Below are 23,906 nucleotides of genomic sequence, written 5' to 3'. Positions count from 1 at the left end.
GTCAAAGTCGACCAGACTCGAACGAGCAGCCGGTGAAGGTCTGCCATACTGCGGATGTCCCGCCGCCCGTTGAACAACAGGGTCGAAATTGAATATTAGTCAACAGCGCGACGCGGCCCGTCCCCGGGCTCGCGGCACCGAACGCTCGGTGGCGCGCCGTGCCGAACTCATCGCCATCGGGCGGAAGCTGTTCGCCGACACGTCGTACGACGCGCTCTCCATGGACGACATCGCCCGCCAGGCCCATGTCGCCAAGGGGCTCATCTACTACTACTTCCAGTCCAAGCGCGGCTACTACCTGGCGATCATCCAGGACTCCGTGGCCGACCTGGTCACCTATGCGGCGAGCGGCGTCGAAATGGAGCCGGTGGGCCGGGTCCACCGCACCATCGACAGCTATCTGCGCTACGCCGAGCACAACCAGGCCGCTTACCGCACCATCGTCAGCGGCGGCGTCGGCTTCGACGCCGAGGTGCACGCGATCCGGGACGGTGTGCGCGAGGCGATCGTCGCGACCATCGCCGAGGGGGCGTACGGTCGCACCGACATCGCCCCGATGGCCCGCATGGGCCTGCTCGCCTGGGTGTGCAGTGTGGAGGGCGCCACCCTCGACTGGATGGACCACCCCGAGCTGCCCCGGGACACCATGCGCGAGCTGCTGGTGAAGATGCTCGGCGGTGCCATGCGGGCCATCGAGGAGCTCGACCCCGCCTACCGGGCCCCGGAGCCGGCCCGCCGGGACGACTGACCCGGGACCGGCCCCAGGGGGCGGAGGTCTCGTGGTCCTCCGCCCCACGCCTCCGTGGGACCGGCTGGTCGATCAGCCCCTGGGCCCGGCTAGTCGATCGCCTTGATCAGCTCACCGTTCGCCGTGTCCCCACTCAGTTCCCAGAAGAACGTCCCGCCAAGGCCCTGCTGGTTCTTGTACGCCATCTTCGTCGCGATGGTCGCGGGCGTGTCGTAACTCCACCACTCGCTCCCGCACTTGGCGTACGCCGTGCCGCCCACCGTCCCGGTCGCCGTGCCGCCCGGCGCCGACTGGGTGACGCCGGTCCAGCCGCGGCCGTAGAAGCCGATGCCGAGCAGCGGCTTGGCCGACGGGATGCCGAGGCCCTTGAGCTTGGCGATCGTCGCCGAGGTGTGGAAGTCCGCCTTCGGGATGCCGGAGTAGGAGTTCAGCGCCGAGTGCGGAGCCGTCGGTCCGGTCGCGTCCCAGGCGCCGAAGAAGTCGTACGTCATCGGGTTGGTGCCTGCCGGGTTGACCACGTTGCGTCACGAGTTGCTCTCATCGGGCGATATGCTGTGCTGATCGGTTGCAGCGGGGCGCCTGCTATCGGCGAGGTGTGACTCGCGCGCGACCAGAGGATCGCGCCGAGAGAGCTACCCGTCGGGGTGCTTGCAGCCGAGGGCCGCAGGAGGGTGGATCAGCCCCGCCGAGGACTTCGCGCAGCCTGTCGGCCGTAAGACGCGGATCGCCGAAGTGGACCAGCGCGCTCTCCGGCCCCGAAGACCGTTCGCGGGGGCGGCTCGGAGCGATCCGGGCGTGTGGTTGAGCCGACTTCGGTCAGCCGCGCGAGGAACGGTTGTACCAGTCGACGTACTACGCCGCTGCGTGGCCGACGGCACTCAACTTGCCGTCGGCCGCGGTGTAGGTGCGTTCGGTCGCCGCGCAGGAGTCGCCGATCGCGCACTTGCCGCCCGTGACGTTGCCGAAGGCGTAGTTGATGTGGGTGAGCTTCGCGGCCGAGCCCGAGGTCTCGATGTTCTTGACGTAGTACTTGCGGTCGTAGGTGCCCCATTCGGTGAAGTAGCCGATGACCTTGGAGCCCGCGCCGGCGAGCAGCCCGGCGCCGAGGACGGCCGCGCATGCGGCGGACACGAGCGCCCGCAGGCGGATGCGCGGGCGGTGGGAGATGTGCATCGGGTGTCTCCTCGTGGGGGAGAGGGGAGCATGCTCCGATTGGCATGAACGCGCTGATGCATTGATCTGTCACCGTAGGAGGACTAGACCAGTACGTCAATGGTTCGGACCAATTTCCGCGCCGCGGATAACTTGCCGGATACTCTTTTGAGTGAGCGGTCGTTAACTGGTGACGCGATGCCTCTGATCGGGCATACTCACAGCGCACAGCCGCTGGTCAGCAGCTTCCGAGACCCGGGAATGCGAGCATCGGCCCGGCACCAGTGAGACCCGGCGCAGCCGCCCCACCCAAGGCGGATGTGCGCCGATGTGCCCGACAGGGAGGATCGTCGCCATGCCCGACCGCGCCCCGCAGCCGGTGGACCGTCAACTGCCCACGGACGAGGCCCGGGATCTGCTCTCGCTCGTCCGCGACATCGCGCAGCGCGAGATCGTCCCGAAGGCGGCCGAGGAGGAGGACGCCGGACGCTTCCCGCGCGAGGTCTTCACCCTGCTCTCCGAATCCGGACTGCTCGGCCTGCCGTACGACTCCGAACATGGCGGCGGCGACCAGCCGTACGAGGTCTACCTCCAGGTCCTCGAAGAGCTCGCCGCGGCCCGCCTCACCGTCGGCCTCGGCGTCAGCGTGCACACCCTCGCCTCCTACGCCCTGGCCACCTACGGCACCAAGCAGCAGCAGGTCGAGCATCTCCCCGCGATGCTCGGCGGCGGGCTCCTGGGGGCGTACTGCCTCTCCGAGCCGTCGTCGGGCTCGGACGCGGCCTCCCTGCGGACGAAGGCCGTGCGGGACGGCGAGGACTGGGTGATCACCGGCACCAAGGCCTGGATCACGCACGGCGGCATCGCCGACTTCTACACCGTCATGGCCCGCACCGGCGAGGAGGGCCCGCGCGGGATCACCGCCTTCCTGGTGCCCGGGGACGCGGCCGGCCTGAGCGCGGCGGCGCCCGAGAAGAAGATGGGCATGAAGGGCTCGCCCACAGCCCAGGTCCACTTCGACGGCGTGCGGGTCGCCGACGACCGGCGGCTCGGCGAGGAGGGCCAGGGCTTCGCCATCGCCCTGTCCGCACTCGACTCCGGCCGGCTCGGCATCGCGGCCTGCGCGATCGGCGTGGCGCAGGCGGCGCTGGACGAGGCGGTGGCGTACGCGAGCGAGCGCCGGCAGTTCGGCAAGCCGATCGCCGACTTCCAGGGACTGCGCTTCATGCTCGCCGACATGGCGACCCAGATCGAGGCCGGCCGCGCGCTGTACCTCGCGGCGGCACGGCTGCGCGACGCGGGCCGGCCGTTCGCCAAGCAGGCGGCGATGGCCAAGCTGCACTGCACGGACGCGGCGATGAAGGTCACCACCGACGCCGTCCAGATCCTCGGCGGGTACGGCTACACCGCGGACTTCCCGGCCGAGCGCTATATGCGCGAGGCCAAGGTCCTGCAGATCGTCGAGGGCACCAACCAGATTCAGCGGATGGTCATCGCCCGTCACCTGGCTGGTCCCGAGGGACGCTGAACTGGCCGTGCTTCACCGTCGGCGCCGCGAGCCGGATCCACTCCGGGTCGTGGCGCCCCGGCAGCGTGCGGCCACGGTCGGCCCACATGCGCATCAGAGCCTGGTAGATCGGCGGATCCGGCTGCTGCGGGGGTGCCGGCGGCTGAAGCGTTCCTGCGGGCCGGGGAACGAAGACGCGGCGCTGGGGCCCGGTCCCGTAATAGGTGGGGGGCATACCAGGGCAACGCGGAGGTGGTGGGACAAGTCACCGTCAGTCGGATTCGGCCGTGAGTTCACCGGCGTCCGGTTCCCTCTCTGGCCACTTGCCCGCGCCTGACGTACCGTCAGCCCAGCCCGCCTCCAGGGAGGTCTGCCGTGGCCGACGACGACCGGCCGGTACCGCTCGACGAGTACCCGGTGCACCAGGTGCCCCTGTCCATGAAGCACGTCGCGACCGGCGACCGGAACGCCTACGACCGCTGCATCTTCCACGTCCTCGACCACCAGGGGCGCGCCCTGCTCGTCCTCGGCCTCGGGGTCTACCCGAACGTCGGGGTGATCGACGCCTACGCGACCCTGCGGGTGGGGGACACTCTGCACGCCGTACGGGCCTCGGACGCGCTCGGCGACGACCGGATGCGGCTCGCCGTCGGACCGCTGCGGATCGAGGTCGCCGAGCCGCTGCGCAGGCTGCGGCTGGTCTGCGACGACGGCGCGCTGTCGTACGACCTGACCTGGACCGCCGACTTCCCGGCGCTGTGGGAACCCCATCACGTCCAGCGCCGCGGCGGGCGGCTCACTCTCGAAGGGCGGCGCTTCGTGCAGGCGGGGAGCGTGGCGGGCGTGATCCGGGCCGCCGGGGAGGAGTTCCGGGTCGACGCCGGCGAGTGGACCGGCACGCGTGACCGGAGCTGGGGTGTGCGGCCCCTACCGGGGGAGGAGGGCGGGCGGCTCGCCGAGGAGCATCCGACCGAGGGCTTCCACTGGATCTGGTGCCCGGTGCGCTTCGAGGACCGGTTCCTGATGATCATCGTCCAGGAGGACGCGGACGGGCATCGCTCGCTGAACGAGGCGACCTTGGTCCGCCCCGGCCACCGGGACCGCCAACTCGGCTGGCCCCAGCCCGAGATCACCTATCGCCCGGGCACCCGCCACCCCGAACGCGCCCTCATCCACCTCGGCGACGTCCGCAAGCCCCAGGAGCTGGAGGTGGAGATCCTCACCTCCTCCCCGCTCGCCGTCGGCGCCGGCTACCCGCCCGCCGACGACTGGCAGCACGGCACATGGCGGGGACGCGGCTGGAGCGACCGCCGCACCTACGACCTCACCGAGGCTCACCCCCTGGCCGGGTACGGCGTCACCGACCACGCGGCCCGCATCCGCCTGGACGGGCGCACCGGCCACGGCATCTTCGAGCACGGCTCGTTCGGGCGGCACGACCCGAGCGGCTTCACGGACTTCAAGTCGGTCGCACCGTAGGGGGTTTGAGATGGCAGCGACGGCACCCCGCCCGCGCACCACCACCCGCGACCCTGAGGAGATCACCCGCCGCCTCACCGCCTGGCTCGGCACCCGGCTGCCCGGCGCGAAGGCGGTCGATGTCACCGTCCCCGAGTCGAACGGCCTGTCCAGCGAGACCCTGCTCTTCACCGTCGAGCACCGCGAACCGCCCGCGCGCGCCTGCGCGTTGCGGCTCGCGGCGGATCCGGCGGCGTACACCGTCTTCCCGGTGTACGACATGCCGCGCCAGTACCGGACGATGCGGCTGGTCGCCGAGCGGTCCGACGTCCCCGTGCCGAAGGTGCTGTGGCTGGAGGAGGACCCCGGCCCACTGGGGGCGCCCTTCTTCGTCATGGAGCGCGTCGAGGGGCGCGTGCCGCCGGACGTCATGCCGTACACCTACGAGGGCAACTGGCTGCACGCGGCGAGCGAGGAGGAGCGTGCGGTGCTGGAGGCGGCGACGGTCGGGGTGCTGGCCCGACTGCACGACCAAGTGCCCTCGACGGACGCCGAGTTCCTGGCCCTTCCGGGTGAGGGTGACATGCTGCGGCGGCACGTCACGGCCCAACGCGCGTACTACGAATGGGTGGTTGACGGACTCGCCCGTTCACCCCTGATCGAGGACGCGTTCGCACGGCTCGAGGAACTCTGGCCGCGCGATCCCGGCACACCCGTGCTCAACTGGGGCGACGCGCGCATCGGGAACATCGTCTACGACGGTTTCGCGCCCGCGGCCGTCCTGGACTGGGAGATGGCGGCGCTGGCCCCGCGCGAGGTCGACCTCGGCTGGACCATCTATCTGCACCGCTTCTTCCACGACCTGACGGTCGCCTTCGGGCAGCGCGGGCTGCCCGAATTCCTGCGCCGGGACCGGGTCGAGGCCCGCTATGCGGACCTCACCGGACACACCCCGCGTGACATGGACTTCTACACGCTGTACGCCGCCCTGAGGCATGCCGTCGTCATGCTGCGGATCGCCTACCGCCAGGTCCACTTCAAAGAAGCAGCCGTTCCGGCCGACCCGGACACACTGATCCTGCACCACGGCAGCTTGCGAGCCATGGTGCAGGGCAGCTACTGGGATTGAGCCGCGCCGAATGTGGTGCCGCGTGCGCTCAGGCGGCGTGGCGCCGCATCACCGGGACCCTGATGGGGCGGGAGCCCGGGCCGCCGACGTGCGAGAAGGGCTGGGTCCGCCAGTCGAGCCCCTGAGGAAGCGTCAACAGCAGGGCGGTGTCCTGCTCCTGGGGTTCCAGCGACTCGTCCGCGGAGCGGGCCTCGGCGGCCCTGCGGCCCGTGCCGGCACAGACCGTGAGGCCGAACGGGTTCCACGGCGAGGCGCACAGCGCGTGCTCCGGCAGGACGTCCTCGTCCGCCAGCAGGGCGATGGGCTGCGCGCAGTCCGGGCAGACCACCCGGTACATCTCGAAGGTGTCGTACGCGTCGAGTTCGTCGTCCTCCAAGGCGTCGGGTTCGACGCCCTCCGGAGCGGGCTCGACGACCGGCTGCTGCCGCTTGGGTGCGGTACGACCAGGGCGCTTAAGACTCTGCATGGGATTCTCCCCCTCGGGCTGGGCCGTGAAGGCACTGCGGCCTCGACCACAGCAAGCACTTCCCGCCCGCTCTCGGCGTTAATCACGGGAACATCACGGAGGCTGTTCGAGGGCTGTGGCCTTCGTCACATGCCGCCCGCAGGTGCCCGTCGCGGACGTTTTGTCCCACAGGCGGCTCACAGCTCGCGCTGCCCCACATCACAAACCGGGCATGACCTGCGCTGCTGAGGTATCCGAGGAGATCAGCCGCACTGTAGGTTCTTGCGTCATGGAGGAGCTGGACCGACAGATCGTGGAGCTGCTCGTCAAGGACGGGCGGATGAGCTACACCGACCTGGGCAAGGCCACCGGCCTGTCCACGTCGGCCGTGCACCAGCGGGTGCGGCGGCTGGAGCAGCGTGGCGTCATCCGCGGTTACGCCGCGGTCGTGGACCCCGAGGCGGTGGGGTTGCCCATGACCGCGTTCATCTCGGTCAAGCCCTTCGATCCCAGCGCGCCGGACGACATCGCGGACCGGCTGGCCGGGGTGCCCGAGATCGAGGCGTGCCACAGCGTGGCGGGGGACGAGAACTACATCCTCAAGGTGCGGGTGGCCACACCGCACGAGCTGGAGGAGCTGCTGGCCCGGCTGCGCTCGCTGGCGGGCGTCTCCACACGCACGACGGTGGTGCTGTCGACGCCGTACGAGGCGCGGCCGCCCAGGATCTGATCGCCGCTCGCGAGCCCCCGGTCCGGAGGGCTCCGGGGCAGGCGCGAGACTGTTCCCCATGAGTGAGCCCACCGCCCAGCCGAAGACCGTCCTGCTCCGCCGCGGAGAAGTCCACAGCGCCGCCGACCCCTTCGCCACCGCGATGGTCGTCGAGCGCGGGCAGGTCGCCTGGGTCGGGTCCGAGGGAGCCGCCGATGCCTTCGCCGACGGTGTGGACGAGGTCGTCGACCTGGACGGGGCGCTGGTCACGCCCGCGTTCACCGACGCGCATGTGCACACCACCGCCACGGGGCTCGCGCTGACCGGTCTCGATCTGTCCGGTGCCTCCTCCTTGGAGGCGGCTCTCGCTCTGGTGCGGGAGTTCGCCGCCGCCCGCCCGAACGACCGCGTCCTCCTCGGTCACGGCTGGGACGCCTCCCGCTGGCCCGGCGGACGCGCGCCGACGCGCGCCGAACTGGACGAGGCCACCGGCGGCCGTCCCCTCTACCTCTCCCGGATCGACGTCCACTCGGCGGTCGTCACCACGGCACTGCTGGACCTGACCCCCGGTGACCTCGGCGCGGTCGACGGGCCGCTCGTCGCCGACGCCCATCACGCCGTACGCGCCACCGCGCTGGCCTCCCTCACGCCCGCCCAGCGCGGCGAGGCCCAGCGCGCCGCGCTCGCGCACGCGGCGTCCCTCGGCATCGGCACCGTCCACGAGTGCGCCGGGCCGGACATCTCCTCCGAGGACGACTTCAGCGGGCTGCTCCGGCTGGCCGCCGAGGAGGCCGGGCCGCGGGTCGTCGGGTACTGGGCGGAACAGGACATCACGAAGGCGCGGGAGCTGGGCGCGAGGGGCGCGGCCGGCGACCTGTTCGTCGACGGCGCCCTCGGCTCGCACACCGCCTGTCTGCACCAGCCGTACGCCGACGCCGCCCACACCGGCACCGCCTATCTGGACGCGGCCGCCGTCGCCGCCCATGTCGCCGCCTGCACCGAGGCGGGCCTGCAGGCGGGCTTCCACGCCATCGGCGACGCCGCCGTGAGCGCCGTCGTGGAGGGCGTGCGCGCCGCCGCCGAGAAGGTCGGCCTCGCCCGGGTCCGTGCCGCCCGGCACCGGGTCGAGCACGCCGAGATGCTCACGCCCGAGACCGTCGCGGCCTTCGCCGAGCTGGGCCTGACCGCCTCGGTGCAGCCCGCCTTCGACGCGCTGTGGGGCGGCGAGGACGGCATGTACGTCCGGCGCCTCGGGGCCGAACGCGCCCGCTCCCTCAACCCGTTCGCGGCCCTGCTGCGCGCGGGTGTCCCGCTGGCCTTCGGCTCCGACAGCCCCGTCACGCCCCTCGACCCCTGGGGCACGGTCCGTGCGGCGGCGTTCCATCACACGCCCGAGCACCGGGTGTCGGTGCGCGCCGCGTTCACGGCGCACACGCGCGGCGGCTGGCGGGCCGTCGGGCGCGACGACGCGGGCGTCCTGGTGCCGGGCGCACCCGCCGACTACGCGGTGTGGCGCACCGACGAACTGGTGGTCCAGGCCCCCGACGACCGGGTCGCCCGCTGGTCCACCGACCCGCGCTCGGGCACCCCCGGACTGCCCGACCTGACCCCTGGCCGTGACCTCCCGGTCTGCCTGCGCACGGTGGTGGGCGGACGAACGGTCTTCGTACGGCCGGGCGAGTGATCTCCCGGGGTGGCGCGAACCCGATCATCGCGCGCCGCGCCGGTGCACGACCTGCGTATCCTCCGCCCTGACCAGCGAAGGAGGCGAGAAACCGCAGGTCAAACGGCTGTTGACAGGCGGAGGCCCGGGGCCGGTAGGTTCGGCCGGGTCCACCACCGGACGCCCGACCGGACAACCGCGGAACTTCCGGGAACCCCTCGCAACGCCGCTGGGTCAGGGACGGTGTGCCGCACCGGGGCACCGCCACTGGGAGCCAGGCTCAGCGCTCGCGCGGCGACGACGGAACTTTCCGGCCGGTCGGGGAGGTGTGACCCGGGTGGGGCCCGGGCGCTCAGTAGACAACGGCTTTCGGTCGATCCGCAGCCAGCGGGTCCCAGGTCGGCCCGAAGGGCGCCGGGCCCCCATCCGCAGCACCGGTTCACCGGCGTGACCCCACGCGAAATCCCGCACCCGCCCCGCTCTTGTGGAATCGACATCGCCATACGAACGTGCTGTCGCGTCGGCGCAGGCCGCGACGACTATGGTGGACCTCTGCGTACGGAAGTGAAGGGGCAGCAGTGAACGACGGCGACGGGACCCTCGGGGCACAGGACCCAGGGAGGCGGTTCGGGCCGCTCGGCACGGCGTTGGTGATCATCCCGACCTACAACGAGGCGGAGAACATCAAGAGCATCGTCGGCCGGGTCCGCAAGGCGGTGCCCGAGGCGCACGTGCTCGTGGCCGACGACAGCAGCCCCGACGGCACCGGCAAGCTCGCCGACGAACTGGCCGCCGAGGACGACCGCGTCCAGGTCCTGCACCGCAAGGGCAAGGAGGGCCTCGGCGCCGCCTATCTCGCGGGCTTCCGCTGGGGCATGGAGCACGGCTACGGCGTCCTGATCGAGATGGACGCCGACGGCTCCCACCAGCCCGAGGAACTGCCCCGTCTGCTGACCGCCCTCAAGGGCGCCGACCTGGTTCTCGGCTCCCGCTGGGTGCCCGGCGGCCGGGTGGTGAACTGGCCGAAGTCGCGCGAGTTCATCTCTCGCGGCGGCAGCCTCTACTCGCGCGTGGCCCTGGACCTCCCGCTGCGCGACATCACCGGCGGCTACCGCGCCTTCCGCCGCGAGACCCTCGAGGGCCTCGGCCTCGACGACGTCGCCTCCCAGGGCTACTGCTTCCAGGTCGACCTCGCCCGCCGCGCGGTCAGGGCCGGGTTCCATGTCGTCGAGGTGCCGATCACCTTCGTAGAGCGTGAGCACGGTGACTCGAAGATGAGCCGCGACATCCTCGTCGAGGCGCTGTGGCGGGTCACGTCGTGGGGGGCTCAGGAGCGGGTGGGCAAGCTGATGGGGCGCACCAAGCCGTCGCCACCGCAGCAGCCGCGGTCACAGGCGTAGGCCGACGGCTGCGACGCAGCCGGCGGTCGGCACCTTATCCCGCTCTGAGCCGGGGCCAGGCACACTGGACGCATGACGACTGGCGCTCCGACCCCCAGCTACCCCGCCCGGCCCCGGCGCTCCCGGGTGCGCACCTTCCTGCCGCTGGGCATCGCCGCGTGGCTGGTGCTGGAGATCTGGCTGCTGACCGTGGTCGCGGACGCGGCGAGCGGGCTCCTGGTGTTCCTGCTGCTGGTCGGCGGTCTCGTGCTCGGCTCGGTGGTGGTCAAGCGGGCGGGCCGGCGCGCGTTCCAGGCGCTGAACGAGGCGCTGCAGCGCGGCGGCACCCCGGAGAGCGGCGGTGGCAACGGCCTGATGATGCTGGGCGGCCTGCTGATCATGCTGCCCGGTCTGATCTCGGACGCGCTGGGGCTGTTCCTGCTGATCCCGCCGGTGCAGAAGGCCCTGAGCCGCTATGCCGAGCGGACCTTCGACCGAAAGCTCCGGGAAGCGACCCCGGGTTCCCTCGGGGACGCCTTCCAGCAGGCCCGCATGCACCGCCCCGACGGCAAGGTCGTCCAGGGCGAGGTCATCCGGGACGAGCCGGGGGACGCCCAGGACGCCCCGGAGGGGCCGAGGCCGCCGCTGACCGGCTGAGCCCCGGCCCCGGTGCCGATCCGGACCCCAACACACCAAACCGCGGGCGCCGTACGTCGAGATCACGTACGGCGCCCGCGGTTACGCGCGTTGCCTGGTGGTTCCGCGCAACCCCCGCAGGGGCTAGGCGGACTTGCGGCTGTCCCGGGGGTGAACCGCGATGTTCATCGCCCCGGAGCGCAGGACGGCCAGTCGCTCCTCGAGGACCTCTTCGAGTTCCTCGCGGGTACGCCGTTCCATCAGCATGTCCCAATGTGTACGCGCGGGCTTGGCCTTCTTCTCTTCAGGGCCGTCGCCGTCCACGAGGAGTGCCTGGGCCCCGCAGACCTTGCACTCCCACTCCGGCGGGATCTCCGCCTCGACCGAGAAGGGCATCTCGAAGCGGTGCCCCTTCTCACATGCGTACTCCACGGCCTGGCGCGGGGCCAGGTCGATGCCGCGGTCCGTCTCGTAGCTGGTCACCACGAGGCGCGTGCCGCGAAGAGCTCGCTCACTCATGAATCGTGCCTCCCGGGCTTGTCGCCCACAGGACAGGTGTCGCTGTCGTCGTCATCCGGTCAACGTCCGGTCGGCGGTAAAGATTCCCGTTCCGAGTCCCGTTCCGGGGTCATGCGTCGCCGTCGTAGCCGCAGCCTTGCTGACCAATGTCGTACCCACCGGCGCCCGGTTTGTCACATCTGCTAGCAGATGTAACCCAGCGTTTCGGCATCTTTGACGCGCAGTAACGGTACGCCTGGCAGGCCAAACGCGTACACTACCGCCCTTTCACTCGGAACGCTAAATCGTCGTCGGCACCTGATTGCCCGCGTCACTGATCGCCCGCCGCACCGGAACCCTCGCGAGCAGGGCGAATCCGATGACGAAGAAGGCCACGAGGGAGATGATCGCGTCTCGATAACTTCCGGTGAGCTGGTAGGTGAGCCCGAACAGCAGCGGGCCCAGCCAGCTCATGCCGCGGTCGCTCATCTCGTACGCGGAGAAGTATTCGGCCTCCTTGCCCGGCGGGACGAGATGGGAGAACAGCGACCGGGACAGGGCCTGGCTGCCGCCCAGGACCAGCCCGATGCCGGCCGCCAGCACGAAGAACCACACCGGCGCCCCGGCCGGCAGGAAGTACCCCGCCGCCAGCGTCACCGTCCACGCGACCAGCGAGCCCAGGATCGTCCGCTTCGCCCCGTAGATCCGGGCCAGCCTCCCCATCGCCAGCGCCCCCGCCACCGCCAGCACCTGGACCAGCAGCACGGCGCCGATGAGCGTGGACTGCCCGAGGCCCAGTTCCTCGGAGCCGTAGACCGACGCCTGGGAGATCACCGTCTGGATGCCGTCGTTGTAGACCAGGTAGGCGAGCAGGAAGGCGAGGGTCAGCGGGTGGCGGCGCATGTCGCGGACCGTCGCCGCGAGTTGCCGGAAGCCCATCGCGGTCCGTTCCCCCTCCGTCCGCCGGCTCGTGGACCGGCGGTCGCGCAGCCGGAGCAGCGGGATGAGCGCGAAGCCGCCCCACCACAGGCCCGCCGAGGCGAGACAGATCCGCACGGCCATGCCCTCGGAGACGCCGAAGGAGTCGTGCGCCAGGTACAGGACCAGGTTCACGATCAGCATCAGCGAGCCCGACGCATAGCCGAAGGCCCAGCCCCGGGAGGAGACCGCGTCGCGCTCCTCGGGCGGGGCGATCTGCGGGAGGTAGGAGTTGTAGAGCATCATCGCCACGGACTGGGCCGCGTTCGCGACGATCAGCAGGACGCCGCCGAGCAGATAGCGGTCGCCGTCCAGGAAGAACATCGCCGTGGTCGCCGTGGCCCCCAGATACGCGGCGGCCGCGAGCAGGGGCTTCTTGCGGCCGGTGCGGTCGGCGGCAGCGCCCACCAGCGGCATCACCAGCACCGCCACGATGACCGACAGGGACACCGAGTAGGCGAAGAACGAGCCCGCGCGCACCGGGATGCCCAGCGGGTGGACGAACCCTTCCGCGTCCGCCGCCTCCTCGGCGACCGACGTCAGATAGGGGCCCAGGAACACGGTGAGCACGCTCGTCGAGTAGACGGAGCACGCCCAGTCGTAGAAATACCAGCCGCGCTGCTCGCGCCGGCGACCGGCGGCGTCGTCCGCCGCCTCGGTCCGCACGGTGTCGGTCCCCACCCCGCGCCCTCGCTTCCCCGTGAAGATCCCGCGCGAGGGCGGAGCGGGCGGGCCGGGTCAGACCCAGACGCCCCGGTCCTCCATGACCTTGCGCAACGTGTCGATGTGATCGGTCATGATGCCATCGACGCCCAGGTCCAGGAGACGGTGCATCGCCTCGGGATCGTTGATGGTCCACACGTGCACCTGCAGCCCGCGCGCGTGGGCGGCCCGCACGAAGCGGTGGTCCACCACCTGGATGCCGGACTGCGCCTCGGGCACCTGGGCGGCCACCGCCGAACGGCGCAGCGCGGCCGGCACGCCCCAGGAGCGCAGCCGCAGATTGAGCACGCCCCGGGTGCCGTACGACGTCGCCAGGCGCGGTCCGGCCAGCCGCTGGGCGCGCACGACGCGCGCCTCGGAGAAGGAGCCGACGCAGACGCGGTCCCAGGCGGCCGTGCGCTCGATGAGCTCCAGGAAGGGGTGCAGCGCCGGCTCCGCCTTGAGGTCGACGTTCCAGCGCACGTCGGGGAAGGCCTCCAGGAGCTCCTCGAAGAGGGGCACCGGCTCCTTGCCCGCCACGCGCGCGTGCCGTACGTCGTCCCAGGGCAGGTCGGCGATCCGGCCCGCCCCGTCCGTCACCCGGTCCAGGGTCGCGTCGTGGAAGGCGACGAGCTTGCCGTCGCGCGTGGTGTGGACGTCGGTCTCGATGTACCGGTAGCCCAGCTCGACCGCGCGCCGGAACTGCAGCGCGGTGTTCTCCAGGCCGTCGGCCGCCCCGCCCCGATGGGCGAACGGGATCGGGCCGGGGTGGTCGAGATACGGGTGGCGTATGCGCGTGGTGCTCACGGACGCAGTATCGCTCCCCGGGGTTGCCCGGTGGCAACGACCGTGCTGCCGTCGGATGCCGGGGGAACGGCGAACACGCGCAGGAAGAACTGGGCGAGCGGTCCGATCGACACCGCGTACAGCAGGGTGCCGACGCCTACGGTGCCGCCCAGGGCGAATCCGGTGACGACGACCGCGACCTCGACGGCCGTGCGCATCAGGCGGATCGAGCGGCCGGTGCGCCGGTGCAGGCCGGTCATCAGCCCGTCCCGGGGCCCCGGTCCGAAGCGGGCCGTGATGTAGAGGCCGGTGGCCACGCCGTTGAGCGCGATGCCGGCCAGCATCAGGGGGATCCGTACCGTCAGCGAGTGCGCCTCGGGCAGCAGGGCGAGCGTGCCGTCCATGGCGATGCCGCAGACGAAGACGTTGGAGACGGTGCCCAGGCCCGGGCGCTGGCGCAGCGGGATCCACAGGAGCAGGACCGTCGCGCCGACGATGATCGAGACGACGCCGATCGTCAGGCCGGTGCGTTCGGCGAGGCCCTGGTGCAGCACGTTCCAGGGCTCCAGGCCGAGGCCCGCCTCGACGAGCAGCGCCGAGCTCGCGCCGTAGAGCGCGAGCCCGAGGTAGAGCTGTGACAGCCGCCGTATGAGATGCCCTTGAGATGCCCTTTGCGTGAGCCGCTGTGCGAGACGCCCCTGCGTGGACAAGACGTGCCCCCCCTGTGGTGGTAGTGGCCTGACGCATGACACCCTGTGGCTCGGGATGCACAGCCATCCATGGCCAATTCGGAGAAGGTGGACTGGAATCATGGCGCAGTGGACATCGGCGGTGGGTGCCGCACAGCTCGCCCGACTCCTCACCTCCCAGCAGGACCGCCCCGCCGGACCCGGCGGCAAACGGCCGCCCGCGTACCGGGCGCTGGCCGACGGTGTCCGGCTGCTCGTCCTGGAGGGCCGCGTTCCGGTCGCCGCCCGGCTGCCCGCCGAGCGTGAGCTGGCCCTCGCGCTGTCCGTCAGCCGTACGACCGTGGCGGCGGCGTACGAGGCGCTGCGCAGTGAGGGTTTCCTGGAGTCGCGGCGCGGCGCCGGGAGCTGGACCGCGGTGCCGGCCGGGAACCCGCTGCCCGCGCGCGGCCTCGAACCGCTGCCGCCCGAGGCGCTCGGCTCCGTCATCGACCTGGGCACCGCGGCGCTGCCCGCCCCCGAGCCGTGGCTGACCCGTGCCGTGCAGGGCGCCCTGGAGGAACTGCCGCCGTACGCCCACACCCACGGCGACTATCCGGCCGGGCTGCCCGCGCTGCGCTCGATGATCGCCGACCGGTACTCGGCGCGTGGGATTCCGACCATGCCCGAGCAGATCATGGTGACGACCGGGGCGATGGGCGCCATGGATGCGATCTGCCATCTGTTCGCCGGGCGCGGCGAGCGGATCGCGGTCGAGTCGCCGTCGTACGCGAACATCCTCCAGCTCATGCGGGAGGCCGGGGCCCGGCTGGTGCCCGTCGCCATGGCCGACGGGCTGGCCGGCTGGGACATGGACCGATGGCGGCAGGTGCTGCGGGAGGCCGCGCCGCGGCTGGCCTATGTCGTCGCCGACTTCCACAACCCGACCGGGGCGCTGGCCGACGAGGACCAGCGGCGGCGGCTGGTGGACGCGGCCCGGTCGGCGGGGACGGTGCTGGTCGCGGACGAGACGATGAGCGAGCTGTGGCTGGACCCGGATCTTGAGATGCCGCGGACGGTGTGCGCCTTCGACCCCGCCGGGTCGACTGTGATCACCGTAGGGTCGGCCAGCAAGGCGTTCTGGGCGGGGATGCGGATCGGGTGGGTGCGGGCGGCTCCGGATGTGATCCGCTCTCTTGTCGCCGCGCGCGCGTACGCCGATCTGGGGACGCCGGTGCTGGAGCAGCTCGCCGTGAACTGGCTGTTCGGCACCGGGGGTTGGGAGCAGGCCGTGGAGCTGCGGCGGGGGCAGGCCGCGGAGAACCGGGACGCGCTGGTCGCGGCCGTGCGGCGGGAGCTGCCCGGGTGGGAGTTCGAGGTGCCGCGGGGCGGGCTGACCCTGTGGGTGCGCACGGGTGGCCTGTCGGGCTCGCGGCTCGCGGAGGCGGGCGAGCGGGTGGGGGTTCGGGTGCCGTCCGGGCCTCGGTTCGGGGTGGACGGGGCCTTCGAGGGGTATGTGCGGCTGCCGTTCACCGTGGGCGGCGCGGTGGCGGAGGAGGCCGCGGTGCGGTTGGCGGCGGCCGCGCGGTTGGTGGAGAGCGGGGTCAGTGCGGCTGGGGAGTCCATGCGGCCCTTTGTCGCCTGAGAGGGCGTGGCCTGCGGGCGGTCGTGCCACTGGGGCGGCGCGGGTGGCGGCACCCACAAGCGCGGGCGAGTGACCCGACCCGGCGGCGACGTCGGCGCCGGTGACTATGAGGTCTCGGCAACCGCGGCCTCCGCCGGCACCGGCTCGGGCTCCGGCTCCGCCTTCTCCAAGTTCGCCGTCGGCGTCGCCTCAACCGGCGTGGTCCGTTCCGGCAGCAGGTCCAGTACCGCCTGCCGATGCGCGTCGCTCGTCGCGTCGTCGTAGGGGTCCGGGGTCGCCGGGACCTGGAGGCGGTGCACGGGGCCGACGCCGAGGCGGGCGTAGCCGCGGCCGGGCGGGACGTCGGCGACCGGGGTGGTGTGCGGGGGAGCGCCCAGGACCGACTCCAGTTGCTGGGCCGTCGCGGGGCCGAGCACGACACGCGCGCGTGTGTGCTGTCGTACGGGGTCGGACAGGGCGTCCATGGCGTCCCACTGCTCGGCCACGACCACTGTGACATTGGCCGCGCGGCCGTGTCGCAGGGGTACCTGGAGCAGGGACTGCGGGTCCTTGCGATCGCCGGCGGCGGCGAGGTGGGTGAACACCGTCGGGCGGTCCAGCAGGACCCACAGCGGGCGCTTGGTGTCGTCCGGCGGGGGGTTGCCCGCCTGCCGGGCCCGGTTCACGGCGATCAGGCGCCGCTCCGTCTCCGTCGCCGCCCACTCCATGCTGGCGATCGCCCCGGCCAGGCCGCACTCGACGGCCAGGACGCCGTCCCGGCCGGTCAGACAGGCGTACTCGCCGGTGCTGCCGCCCTCCACGATGACGACGTCGCCGTACTGGAGGGCCTGGAGCGCGATGGAGCGCAGCAGGGACGAGGTGCCGCTGCCCGGCTGGCCCATGACCAGCAGGTGCGGCTCGGTGGAGCGGATGCCGGTGCGCCAGACCACCGGCGGTACGTCGCGCTGTTCCTCGCCGTGGGTGAGGGGCAGCGTGCGCTGTGTCCCGCTGGGGTCGGTGAAGCCGAGGACGGTCTCGCCGGGGGCCGTGACGAAGCGCTGGGCGGCGATGTCGGTGGGCAGCGGGGCGAGGACGGTGACCGTGAGCTCGTTGCCCTCCTCGTCCCAGTCGAAGTGGTACTCCCGGCCGCGGCCGGACTTGGTGGTCAGCAGATGCTCGATGCGCGCACGGGCCTGCGCCTCGCCGTCGGTGAAGTAGGCGGGGTAGCGGACGAGGAGGCTGCTGACGCGTCCCGCGCCGTCGAACTCGTACTCCGGGAACGCCTTCTGCCATTCGCCGCCGTGGGTGTACAGCGGTGCCGGGTCGTCGGCCGCGCAGAAGTACGGCACCAGCGCCTCGTACAGCGACCTCAGCCGCTCCGACTGGGACTCGTCGGGCCCCTCCGGCGCGGCCGGCTTGCGGTCCCGGCCCTGCCAGGCTGCCGCCGCCATCAGGGTGATGACGGCGAGCAGCGGCCCGTACGGCACGAGCGCCACGACGAGAATCACCGAGGCCACCATGAACAGCAGCGCTCCGCGCCGGTCCTTGGGGGTCCCGGCCCATCTGCGCCGCCCGGCCGCGGCCAGCCGGCGCAGACCACGGGTGATCGTGATCAGTGGATGGAGGACGTCAGAGGCGCTGTCGCTCGCCGTCCGGGCCAGCTCCCGGCTCCGGGCGAACCGATCCCGGGCCAGATCCCGGCTCCGGGCGAACTGCGCGCTGCCTGTGCTCAGGACGCGGGGGAGGGGGCGGCGGGCCACTGCTGTCTCCTACAGGTGCGTACGGGCGGGTGGGGCGGCGGTCAGAACTGGATGCCGCCCAGCAGGCTCGCGAGGCTCTCGCCGCCTGCCTTGATACTCGGGGCGATGGCCGTGCTGGCCAGATAGAAGCCGAACAGGGCCGAGATCAGGGCGTGCGACGCCTTCAGCCCGTCCTTGCGGAAGAAGATGAAGACGACGATGCCGAGCAGAACGACGCCTGAGATGGAGAGGATCATGTGAGTGCTCCTGGTTGGTGGGGACAGTCACCATGAGTACTTCCAGGCTCACAGGATGTATCCATACGATAAAAGGTGCAACTGGGTGAAATCCGGCATATTTCCCCCCGGTGGCGGAGTGTCTCTGACCGGATGGGCTTGGGTGTCGTGTTCGACCGTGTCTGCGATGATCTTTGCCGCCGGCGCATCGGGTCATGTCCGGCGCCAGCCAGTACCCTGGCGAATCACTCGTACGGCCGAGCACCGCTCGTCGGCCGTACCCGTGCTCCCCGCAGTTCCCCGCAGTCCCCGTTCGTAGTGAGAGGCGGTCCGGCCGATGAGTGAAGCCCCCGACCCCGAGGTCGTGGAGCTGGCGACCAAGATCTTCGATCTGGCCCGGCAGGGGCAGACCGAAGCGCTCGTGGCGTACGTCGACGCGGGCGTTCCGGCCAACCTCACCAACGACCGCGGCGACTCCCTGGTGATGCTCGCCGCCTACCACGGCCACGCCGACGCGGTGCGCGCCCTGCTCGCCCGGGGCGCCGCGGCGGACCATGTCAACGACCGCGGCCAGACGCCACTCGCCGGTGCGGTCTTCAAGGGCGAGACGGAAGTGATCAGGGCCCTGCTGGACGGCGGCGCCGACCCGGCCGCGGGCACCCCGTCGGCCGTCGACACGGCCCGCATGTTCGGCAAGGCGGACCTGCTCGAGCTGTTCGGCGCACACTGATCCGAATCATCTGACCAGCGAAAACACAGAAAACGGGGGAGGCGGTACCGGGCCGCCGAAATTTCGGTCGCGGCAGACGGAAGTGCCGAGTCATCATGACGTCGTGATTCACGGACGCGATGGCTGGGCAGGTGTTGCCGCACCGCGCGGGCCGTGATGCGGTCCGCGAGGGCCACTGACGAGAGGCAGAGGAAGATGGTCTACAGCAAGCAGGAAACGGCGGGCGCCCCGACGTGTTGTCACGCGGCCAGGTAATGCAGGATCCCCGGTTGCGTCGACGCTTGATGTGAGGCTGTTTCCCATGTTCGAACCGGTCATAGCGCCCAGCGGTACGCTGCTCGGCCTGCTCCAGCGGGGCCGCGGCGACGGCACACTGCACGCGCTCACCGCCCCGCGCGCCGAGGCGCTCGCGGCGTTGAACCACTGTGTGCTGCGCGATCCCCGCCACGACTGGCAGGTGGAGAACCGCTCCCTGTACTACGCCCGTCTCTACCTCGACCTGGGCGGCGAACTGGACGAGATCGAGGCGCACCTCTTCGACGTCGAGGACGCCCTCGACACCGAGGAGTCACGCACCGGCCTGGCCCTCGCCGTCCTCGGCCACCTCGCCTCCTACGGCAGGCGGGACGCGCTCGCGCTGCTGCGCAGGTACGCCGCCACGGGCTCCAACTGGGCCTGGGCCCTGGACGAGCTCGCCCTCAGGGACGACGACACCGGGCTGCGCGCCCTCGCCGCGCCCGTCCTCGCCCGCTTCCCGGCCGATCCCGAGGGCGAGGCCGAGCTGGCCGCCGCCGTACGGGACGCTTTTGAGCCACGGCCCTGGCGGCTGTGGGCCGAGGATCCGCGCGAATCGATCGCCACGCGCGTGCGTGCCGCTCAGGAGGCCGGCTGTTTCGACCGCTGGCAGCGCCAGATGCGACCTACCGGGCCCCGTCCGGGGTGGAGCGTGCAGGCGGTCTTCGAGTGGGCCCAGCAGGGCCTCGAGCGCGGCGTTGCGCTCCATGTGCCCGCCGCGCGGTGCCTCATGGCCGTCGCGGGCCCCGAGGACCGGCCCGAAATCGTCGCCGCCGCCCAGGACGGCACCGATGGGGCCCGCAGTACGGCCCTGCGCTATCTCGCCGACAGCAACGACCCCGACGCCCTCGACCTGATCGAGGCGGCCGTGATCACCGGCTCACCGCCGGTCGTGGAGGCCGCCGTCGACGCCTTCGAGCGCATGCGCAGTGTCGCCGCCGTCGACCGCGCGCGCGGCTGGGCCCGGCGGCCCGACCCGCTGGGCGCCGCCGCCGGACGCATGCTCGCCTGCCGGGGCGGGGCCGAGGACAAGGACCTCGTCCTGGCGGCCCTACGGGAGGCCGTACGCGGCGAAGGCCCCGACGCCCCGACCCTGTGGACCCTCGTGGACGGCACCGGACGGCTCGGCATCGCCTGCGCCGCCCCCGTGCTGCGGCACGTCTACCGCGAGACCGCCTCCTCCCATCTGCGCGGCCGCACCGCCCGTGCGCTGGCCGCCACCGACCCCTCCTTCCCGTCCGGATTCGCCATCGAGTGCCTCTGGGACTGCGAGGAGACCACCCGTGAGATCGCCGCCAGGCACGCCGAGACCGGCGACACCCGCGTCGTCGAACGACTGCGCCGGCTCGCCGCCGACCCCGCCGAGGAGGCGGAGGTCCAGACGGCCGTCCGCAGCCGGATCGGACCGGACGCGAGCACCGGCTGACATGTGTTCGCCCGGTGAATCTCGGAGAGATCTGCCCGCCGGGTGAACACGGAATGGCCGGCGGGTCAGGCGCGCATGGACGTGATCTGACCCGCTCGGGCGCGCAGCGGAACGCTCATGGGACGTTTGTCGTTCGGAAAGATCCACTTTGACGCGGCCACGTCCAGCACGGCGACAACACCGGTATGCGTGTCGTCATCGTGACCGAATCCTTTCCCCCCGATGTGAACGGCGTGGCCCACTGCGCGCTCCAGACCGCCCGACACCTCGTCGATCGCGGTCACGCTCCCCTCGTCGTCGCACCGGCTCCCGCTCCCGGGAACAAGGGGGCCGCCGCTCTGGCGCCCTGCCCCGTCGTCCATGTCCCCTCCCTTCCGCTCCCCGGCTATCCCCAGGTCAGGGTCGCGCTCCCCAGCCGACGCCTCGCCGCCGCGCTGATCCAGCACCGGCCCGATGTGGTGCACCTGGCCAGCCCCTTCGTCCTCGGCGTACGCGGCATGGCCGCCGCCGCCCGGCTCGGCATCCCCGCCGTCGCCGTCTACCAGACCGACCTGGCCGGATATGCCCGCACCTACATGGGCGCCGGCGAGGCCGCGGCCTGGCGTCGCATCCGCTCCGTCCACTCCGCCGCCGACCTCACCCTCGTCCCGTCCAGCGCGTCCATGAACGACCTCGAAACCCACGGGGTGCCCCGGCTCAAGCTGTGGGCACGCGGCGTTGACACCGCCCGCTTCCGCCCCGAGCTGCGGGACGAGGCGCTGCGCCGCGAACTCGCCCCGAACGGCGAGGTCATCGTCGGCTACGTCGGGCGGCTCGCCCCGGAGAAGCACATCGACCTGCTCGCCGGCGCCTGTGGCATCCCGGGCGTGAAGGTCGTGATCGTCGGTGACGGGCCGAGCCGGCCCGCACTCGCCGAGGCGCTGCCCGGCGCGGTCTTCCTGGGCCGACGCGGCGGGGACGACCTCGCCCGGATCTTCGCCTCGTTCGACGTCTTCGCCCACACCGGCCCCTTCGAGACCTTCTGCCAGACCGTGCAGGAGGCCATGGCCAGCGGCGTGCCCGTCGTCGCGCCCGCCGCGGGCGGCCCCCTCGACCTGGTCGACCACGGCCGCACCGGCCTGCTGGTGCCGCCGCGCGACGCCGACGCCGTACGCGACGCCGTGCGGTCCCTGGTCGCCGACCCGGCGCTGCGGGCCGCCTACGGGGCCGCCGGACGCGCCACGGTCGAGGGCCGCACCTGGGCAGCGATCGGCGACCAGCTCATCGGGCACTACGGGGACGTGCTCGCCGCGCGCCGGGCGGTGGTGGCGGCATGACCGGCCTGCGCATCGTCCGCCTCGCGAACTTCGTCGCGCCCGCCTCCGGAGGGCTGCGCACCGCGCTGCGCGAGCTGGGCAAGGGCTTCAAGCTGGCGGGCCACGATCCCGTCCTGATCGTGCCCGGTGACAAGCACAGCGACTGCGAGACCGAGCAGGGCCGGGTGATCACCCTGCCCGGCCCGATGCTGCCGGGCACCGGCGGCTACCGCGTCCTCATCGACAAGCGCCGGGTCGCGGCGCTCCTGGAGGAGCTCGCCCCCGACCGCCTGGAGGTCTCCGACCGCACCACGCTGCGCTGGACCGGCAGGTGGGCCCGGCGCGCCCGGGTCCCCGCCGTGATGGTCTCCCACGAGACCGCCGACGGCGTGCTGCGCACCTGGGGCCTGTCGGAGAACCTGTCCCGGCGCGCCGCCGACGCCCTCAACGTCCGTACGGCCCACACGTACTCCAAGGTCGTGTGCACCACCGAGTTCGCCGAGCGGGAGTTCGTGCGGATCGGCGCCCGCAACGTCGTACGGGCCCCGCTGGGCGTCGACCTGATGAACCGGCGCCCCACCCTGCGCGACGCCGCGCTGCGCGCCACGCACGCGCGTGCCGACGAGACGCTGCTGGTGATGTGCTCCCGCCTCTCGGTGGAGAAGCGGCCCGGCACCGCCCTGGACGCCCTGGAGGCGCTGCGCCGGCGCGGAGTGCGCGCCGTGCTCGTGGTCGCCGGGAACGGGCCGCTGCGCGCGGGCCTCGAGAAGCGGGCCCAGGAGCGCGATCTGCCGGTGACGTTCCTCGGGCATGTCGCCGACCGCAGCCTGCTCGGCGCGCTCCAGGCCTCCGCCGATGTGGCCCTGGCCCCCGGGCCCGCCGAAACCTTCGGGCTCGCCGCGCTGGAGGCCATGGCCTGCGGTACGCCCGTCGTCGCGAGCGCGTCCTCCGCGCTGCCGGAGGTGATCGGTTCCGCCGGGGCCACCGCCGCGGACAACGGGGACGCCTTCGCGGACGCCGTGGAGATGCTGCTCGACCGTCCGGAGCGCGAGCGCCGGGAGACCGCACGCGCGCGTGCCGAGTGCTTCGGGTGGGGCACGGCCGTGGACGCCTTCCTGACCGCGCACGACGCGGCCGTGCCGGCACGGCCGTTCACGCGTGCGGAGGGCGCGGCATGAGACCGCTGCGCTACGTCGCCCTCGGGGACTCCCTGTCGGAGGGGGTGGGCGATCCCGTGGGGAACGGGTGGCGCGGCTGGGCCGCGCTGCTCGCCGGCGGGCTGTCCGAGCCGTCCGCCGAGTTCACCAACCTGGCGGTCAGCGGGGCACAGACGCGGGACGTGCTGGAGACCCAGCTCCCCACGGCGCTGTCCCTGCGGCCGCATGTCGCATCCGTCGTCGTGGGCGTCAACGACACGCTGCGCGGCACCTACGACATCGACAGGATCGCCGAACGCCTCGACAAGGTCTACGCGTCCTTCACCCGTCAGGGCACCGCCGTGCTCACGGCCTGTCTGCCCGACCCGGGCACGATGCTGGGCCTGCCGGGGGTTCTGGGGCACCCGCTGGCCCGGCGGCAGCGGGCGGTCAACACGGTGGTCCACACGCTGTCCGAGCGGTACGGAGCCGTGCATCTGCACGCCGTCGACGACGACTGGATCGGCGACCGCGCCATGTGGAGCGCGGACCGGCTGCATCCCGGCGAGCGCGGTCACCGCCAGCTCGCGCTGCGCTTCCACGCGATGCTGGCGAAGCGGGGCATCGCGACGGGGACCGCGCCCTCGCCCGAGCCCGAGTTCCCGCCGCCCACCAGGTCGGCGAGCCTGCTGTGGCTGGCCACCGCGGGCACCGCCTGGGTGGTCCGGCGGTGCAACGACCTGCTGCCCCAACTGCTGCGCCTCGCCGTCACCGAGATGCGGCACCGCGCGCGGGGCACCTGCGGGCGGCTCGACCTGCGCGCGGCCCAAGCGGCGTCCATGGCGCTGGCCTCGCTGACGGTGCCGGAGACGAGGGCGCTGCCTGAGCCTTGGCCGGTGCCCGACTCTTGGCCGGTGGCTGAGCCTTGGCCGGTGCCCGAGCCTCGGTCGGTGCCCGAGCACCGGTCCGTG

General features: G+C 72.2%; 22 protein-coding genes and 1 pseudogene. 14 read left to right on the top strand and 9 right to left on the bottom strand.

Annotated elements, in window-relative coordinates; genetic code table 11:
• The first annotated feature begins 88 nt into the window (after positions 1-88).
• Positions 89-748 (top strand): TetR/AcrR family transcriptional regulator, encoded by a 660-nt coding sequence (locus tag ACP4J3_RS29770; protein WP_426539138.1) that lies wholly within the window; start codon positions 89-91, stop codon positions 746-748.
• An 89-nt stretch (positions 749-837) separates the two neighbouring features.
• Here the strand turns inward: ACP4J3_RS29770 and ACP4J3_RS29765 are convergent, their stop codons facing one another.
• Positions 838-1,266 carry a glycosyl hydrolase family 18 protein gene (locus ACP4J3_RS29765; protein WP_426539137.1) on the bottom strand — a complete coding sequence of 143 codons (429 nt, stop codon included), beginning with the start codon at positions 1,264-1,266 and terminating at the stop codon, positions 838-840.
• 334 nt (positions 1,267-1,600) lie between these two features.
• Positions 1,601-1,921: a hypothetical protein gene (locus ACP4J3_RS29760; RefSeq protein ID WP_426539136.1), complete on the bottom strand. Its 321-nt coding sequence runs from the start codon at positions 1,919-1,921 to the stop codon at positions 1,601-1,603.
• Between the two features lie 334 nt (positions 1,922-2,255).
• On the opposite strand from ACP4J3_RS29760, the gene ACP4J3_RS29755 reads away from it, so the two are divergent.
• The 3 genes from ACP4J3_RS29755 (at position 2,256) to ACP4J3_RS29745 (ending at position 5,994) form a co-directional block, all read left to right on the top strand.
• Entirely contained in the window at positions 2,256-3,428 is a 1,173-nt protein-coding gene (locus tag ACP4J3_RS29755) for an acyl-CoA dehydrogenase family protein (protein WP_426539135.1), read from the top strand.
• A gap of 417 nt (positions 3,429-3,845) precedes the next feature.
• Positions 3,846-4,886, top strand: a complete 1,041-nt coding sequence (locus ACP4J3_RS29750; RefSeq protein WP_426539215.1) for a hypothetical protein — start codon at positions 3,846-3,848, stop codon at positions 4,884-4,886.
• Between the two features lie 10 nt (positions 4,887-4,896).
• Positions 4,897-5,994 (top strand): phosphotransferase family protein, encoded by a 1,098-nt coding sequence (locus ACP4J3_RS29745; RefSeq protein ID WP_426539134.1) that lies wholly within the window; start codon positions 4,897-4,899, stop codon positions 5,992-5,994.
• A 28-nt stretch (positions 5,995-6,022) separates the two neighbouring features.
• Here ACP4J3_RS29745 and ACP4J3_RS29740 read toward each other — a convergent pair whose 3' ends face one another.
• A complete protein-coding gene (locus tag ACP4J3_RS29740) occupies positions 6,023-6,460 on the bottom strand; it encodes a hypothetical protein (RefSeq protein ID WP_426539133.1) in 438 nt (145 codons plus the stop codon).
• Between the two features lie 268 nt (positions 6,461-6,728).
• On the opposite strand from ACP4J3_RS29740, the gene ACP4J3_RS29735 reads away from it, so the two are divergent.
• The 4 genes from ACP4J3_RS29735 (at position 6,729) to fxsA (ending at position 10,847) form a co-directional block, all read left to right on the top strand.
• Positions 6,729-7,169, top strand: coding sequence for an Lrp/AsnC family transcriptional regulator (locus ACP4J3_RS29735; RefSeq protein ID WP_426539132.1), 441 nt, complete (start codon positions 6,729-6,731; stop codon positions 7,167-7,169).
• A 58-nt stretch (positions 7,170-7,227) separates the two neighbouring features.
• Positions 7,228-8,832 (top strand): amidohydrolase, encoded by a 1,605-nt coding sequence (locus ACP4J3_RS29730; RefSeq protein WP_426539131.1) that lies wholly within the window; start codon positions 7,228-7,230, stop codon positions 8,830-8,832.
• 557 nt (positions 8,833-9,389) lie between these two features.
• Positions 9,390-10,211, top strand: coding sequence for a polyprenol monophosphomannose synthase (locus ACP4J3_RS29725; protein WP_426539130.1), 822 nt, complete (start codon positions 9,390-9,392; stop codon positions 10,209-10,211).
• 72 nt (positions 10,212-10,283) lie between these two features.
• Positions 10,284-10,847, top strand: a complete 564-nt coding sequence (fxsA, locus tag ACP4J3_RS29720; protein WP_426539129.1) for an FxsA family membrane protein — start codon at positions 10,284-10,286, stop codon at positions 10,845-10,847.
• Positions 10,848-10,970: 123 nt separating this feature from the next.
• Here fxsA and ACP4J3_RS29715 read toward each other — a convergent pair whose 3' ends face one another.
• From ACP4J3_RS29715 to ACP4J3_RS29700, 4 genes are all read right to left on the bottom strand, one after another.
• Complete coding sequence (locus ACP4J3_RS29715; RefSeq protein WP_003977404.1) at positions 10,971-11,345, bottom strand: RNA polymerase-binding protein RbpA; 375 nt, start codon at positions 11,343-11,345, stop codon at positions 10,971-10,973.
• Between the two features lie 279 nt (positions 11,346-11,624).
• Positions 11,625-12,983: an MFS transporter gene (locus ACP4J3_RS29710; RefSeq protein WP_426539128.1), complete on the bottom strand. Its 1,359-nt coding sequence runs from the start codon at positions 12,981-12,983 to the stop codon at positions 11,625-11,627.
• Positions 12,984-13,040: 57 nt separating this feature from the next.
• The gene (locus ACP4J3_RS29705; RefSeq protein ID WP_426539127.1) at positions 13,041-13,811 is read right to left on the bottom strand and encodes a glycerophosphodiester phosphodiesterase; all 771 of its coding nucleotides are present in this window, start codon (positions 13,809-13,811) and stop codon (positions 13,041-13,043) included.
• Positions 13,808-14,500, bottom strand: a complete 693-nt coding sequence (locus ACP4J3_RS29700; protein WP_426539126.1) for a YczE/YyaS/YitT family protein — start codon at positions 14,498-14,500, stop codon at positions 13,808-13,810. Before ACP4J3_RS29700 ends, ACP4J3_RS29705 begins: the two co-directional genes overlap by 4 nt.
• Positions 14,501-14,600: 100 nt before the next feature.
• On the opposite strand from ACP4J3_RS29700, the gene ACP4J3_RS29695 reads away from it, so the two are divergent.
• The gene (locus tag ACP4J3_RS29695; protein WP_426539125.1) at positions 14,601-16,100 is read left to right on the top strand and encodes a PLP-dependent aminotransferase family protein; all 1,500 of its coding nucleotides are present in this window, start codon (positions 14,601-14,603) and stop codon (positions 16,098-16,100) included.
• 104 nt (positions 16,101-16,204) lie between these two features.
• Here ACP4J3_RS29695 and ACP4J3_RS29690 read toward each other — a convergent pair whose 3' ends face one another.
• Both ACP4J3_RS29690 and ACP4J3_RS29685 read right to left on the bottom strand, forming a co-directional pair.
• Positions 16,205-17,839 carry a hypothetical protein gene (locus ACP4J3_RS29690; protein ID WP_426539124.1) on the bottom strand — a complete coding sequence of 545 codons (1,635 nt, stop codon included), beginning with the start codon at positions 17,837-17,839 and terminating at the stop codon, positions 16,205-16,207.
• A gap of 41 nt (positions 17,840-17,880) precedes the next feature.
• The gene (locus ACP4J3_RS29685) at positions 17,881-18,075 is read right to left on the bottom strand and encodes a hypothetical protein (RefSeq protein WP_004002760.1); all 195 of its coding nucleotides are present in this window, start codon (positions 18,073-18,075) and stop codon (positions 17,881-17,883) included.
• A gap of 316 nt (positions 18,076-18,391) precedes the next feature.
• Between ACP4J3_RS29685 and ACP4J3_RS29680 the strand changes: the two genes are divergently transcribed.
• From ACP4J3_RS29680 to ACP4J3_RS29660, 5 genes and pseudogenes are all read left to right on the top strand, one after another.
• Positions 18,392-18,784: an ankyrin repeat domain-containing protein gene (locus ACP4J3_RS29680; RefSeq protein ID WP_426539123.1), complete on the top strand. Its 393-nt coding sequence runs from the start codon at positions 18,392-18,394 to the stop codon at positions 18,782-18,784.
• A 301-nt stretch (positions 18,785-19,085) separates the two neighbouring features.
• Positions 19,086-20,504: a HEAT repeat domain-containing protein gene (locus ACP4J3_RS29675; protein ID WP_426539122.1), complete on the top strand. Its 1,419-nt coding sequence runs from the start codon at positions 19,086-19,088 to the stop codon at positions 20,502-20,504.
• 185 nt (positions 20,505-20,689) lie between these two features.
• Positions 20,690-21,820, top strand: a complete 1,131-nt coding sequence (locus tag ACP4J3_RS29670; protein WP_426539121.1) for a glycosyltransferase family 4 protein — start codon at positions 20,690-20,692, stop codon at positions 21,818-21,820.
• Entirely contained in the window at positions 21,817-22,977 is a 1,161-nt protein-coding gene (locus ACP4J3_RS29665) for a glycosyltransferase (RefSeq protein ID WP_426539120.1), read from the top strand. Before ACP4J3_RS29670 ends, ACP4J3_RS29665 begins: the two co-directional genes overlap by 4 nt.
• Positions 22,974-23,804, top strand: a pseudogene (locus ACP4J3_RS29660) (SGNH/GDSL hydrolase family protein); the annotation flags it as partial. The gene ACP4J3_RS29665 and the pseudogene ACP4J3_RS29660, both read left to right, overlap by 4 nt.
• Positions 23,805-23,906: the final 102 nt, after the last annotated feature.

It is taken from the genome of Streptomyces sp. UG1 (genome assembly GCF_049974585.1).
GTDB lineage: Bacteria > Actinomycetota > Actinomycetes > Streptomycetales > Streptomycetaceae > Streptomyces.
This window is presented reverse-complemented; position numbering and strand designations above follow the sequence as displayed.

What these genes read in the sequence shown, in the direction of transcription:
- ACP4J3_RS29760 (WP_426539136.1), bottom strand. Translation starts at nt 1,921, where the DNA reads ATGCACATCTCCCACCGCCCGCGCATCCGCCTGCGGGCGCTCGTGTCC.
- ACP4J3_RS29755 (WP_426539135.1), top strand. Translation starts at nt 2,256, where the DNA reads ATGCCCGACCGCGCCCCGCAGCCGGTGGACCGTCAACTGCCCACGGAC.
- ACP4J3_RS29750 (WP_426539215.1), top strand. Translation starts at nt 3,846, where the DNA reads ATGAAGCACGTCGCGACCGGCGACCGGAACGCCTACGACCGCTGCATC.
- ACP4J3_RS29745 (WP_426539134.1), top strand. Translation starts at nt 4,897, where the DNA reads ATGGCAGCGACGGCACCCCGCCCGCGCACCACCACCCGCGACCCTGAG.
- ACP4J3_RS29740 (WP_426539133.1), bottom strand. Translation starts at nt 6,460, where the DNA reads ATGCAGAGTCTTAAGCGCCCTGGTCGTACCGCACCCAAGCGGCAGCAG.
- ACP4J3_RS29735 (WP_426539132.1), top strand. Translation starts at nt 6,729, where the DNA reads ATGGAGGAGCTGGACCGACAGATCGTGGAGCTGCTCGTCAAGGACGGG.
- ACP4J3_RS29730 (WP_426539131.1), top strand. Translation starts at nt 7,228, where the DNA reads ATGAGTGAGCCCACCGCCCAGCCGAAGACCGTCCTGCTCCGCCGCGGA.
- fxsA (WP_426539129.1), top strand. Translation starts at nt 10,284, where the DNA reads ATGACGACTGGCGCTCCGACCCCCAGCTACCCCGCCCGGCCCCGGCGC.
- ACP4J3_RS29715 (WP_003977404.1), bottom strand. Translation starts at nt 11,345, where the DNA reads ATGAGTGAGCGAGCTCTTCGCGGCACGCGCCTCGTGGTGACCAGCTAC.
- ACP4J3_RS29695 (WP_426539125.1), top strand. Translation starts at nt 14,601, where the DNA reads ATGGCGCAGTGGACATCGGCGGTGGGTGCCGCACAGCTCGCCCGACTC.
- ACP4J3_RS29685 (WP_004002760.1), bottom strand. Translation starts at nt 18,075, where the DNA reads ATGATCCTCTCCATCTCAGGCGTCGTTCTGCTCGGCATCGTCGTCTTC.
- ACP4J3_RS29680 (WP_426539123.1), top strand. Translation starts at nt 18,392, where the DNA reads ATGAGTGAAGCCCCCGACCCCGAGGTCGTGGAGCTGGCGACCAAGATC.
- ACP4J3_RS29675 (WP_426539122.1), top strand. Translation starts at nt 19,086, where the DNA reads ATGTTCGAACCGGTCATAGCGCCCAGCGGTACGCTGCTCGGCCTGCTC.
- ACP4J3_RS29670 (WP_426539121.1), top strand. Translation starts at nt 20,690, where the DNA reads ATGCGTGTCGTCATCGTGACCGAATCCTTTCCCCCCGATGTGAACGGC.
- ACP4J3_RS29665 (WP_426539120.1), top strand. Translation starts at nt 21,817, where the DNA reads ATGACCGGCCTGCGCATCGTCCGCCTCGCGAACTTCGTCGCGCCCGCC.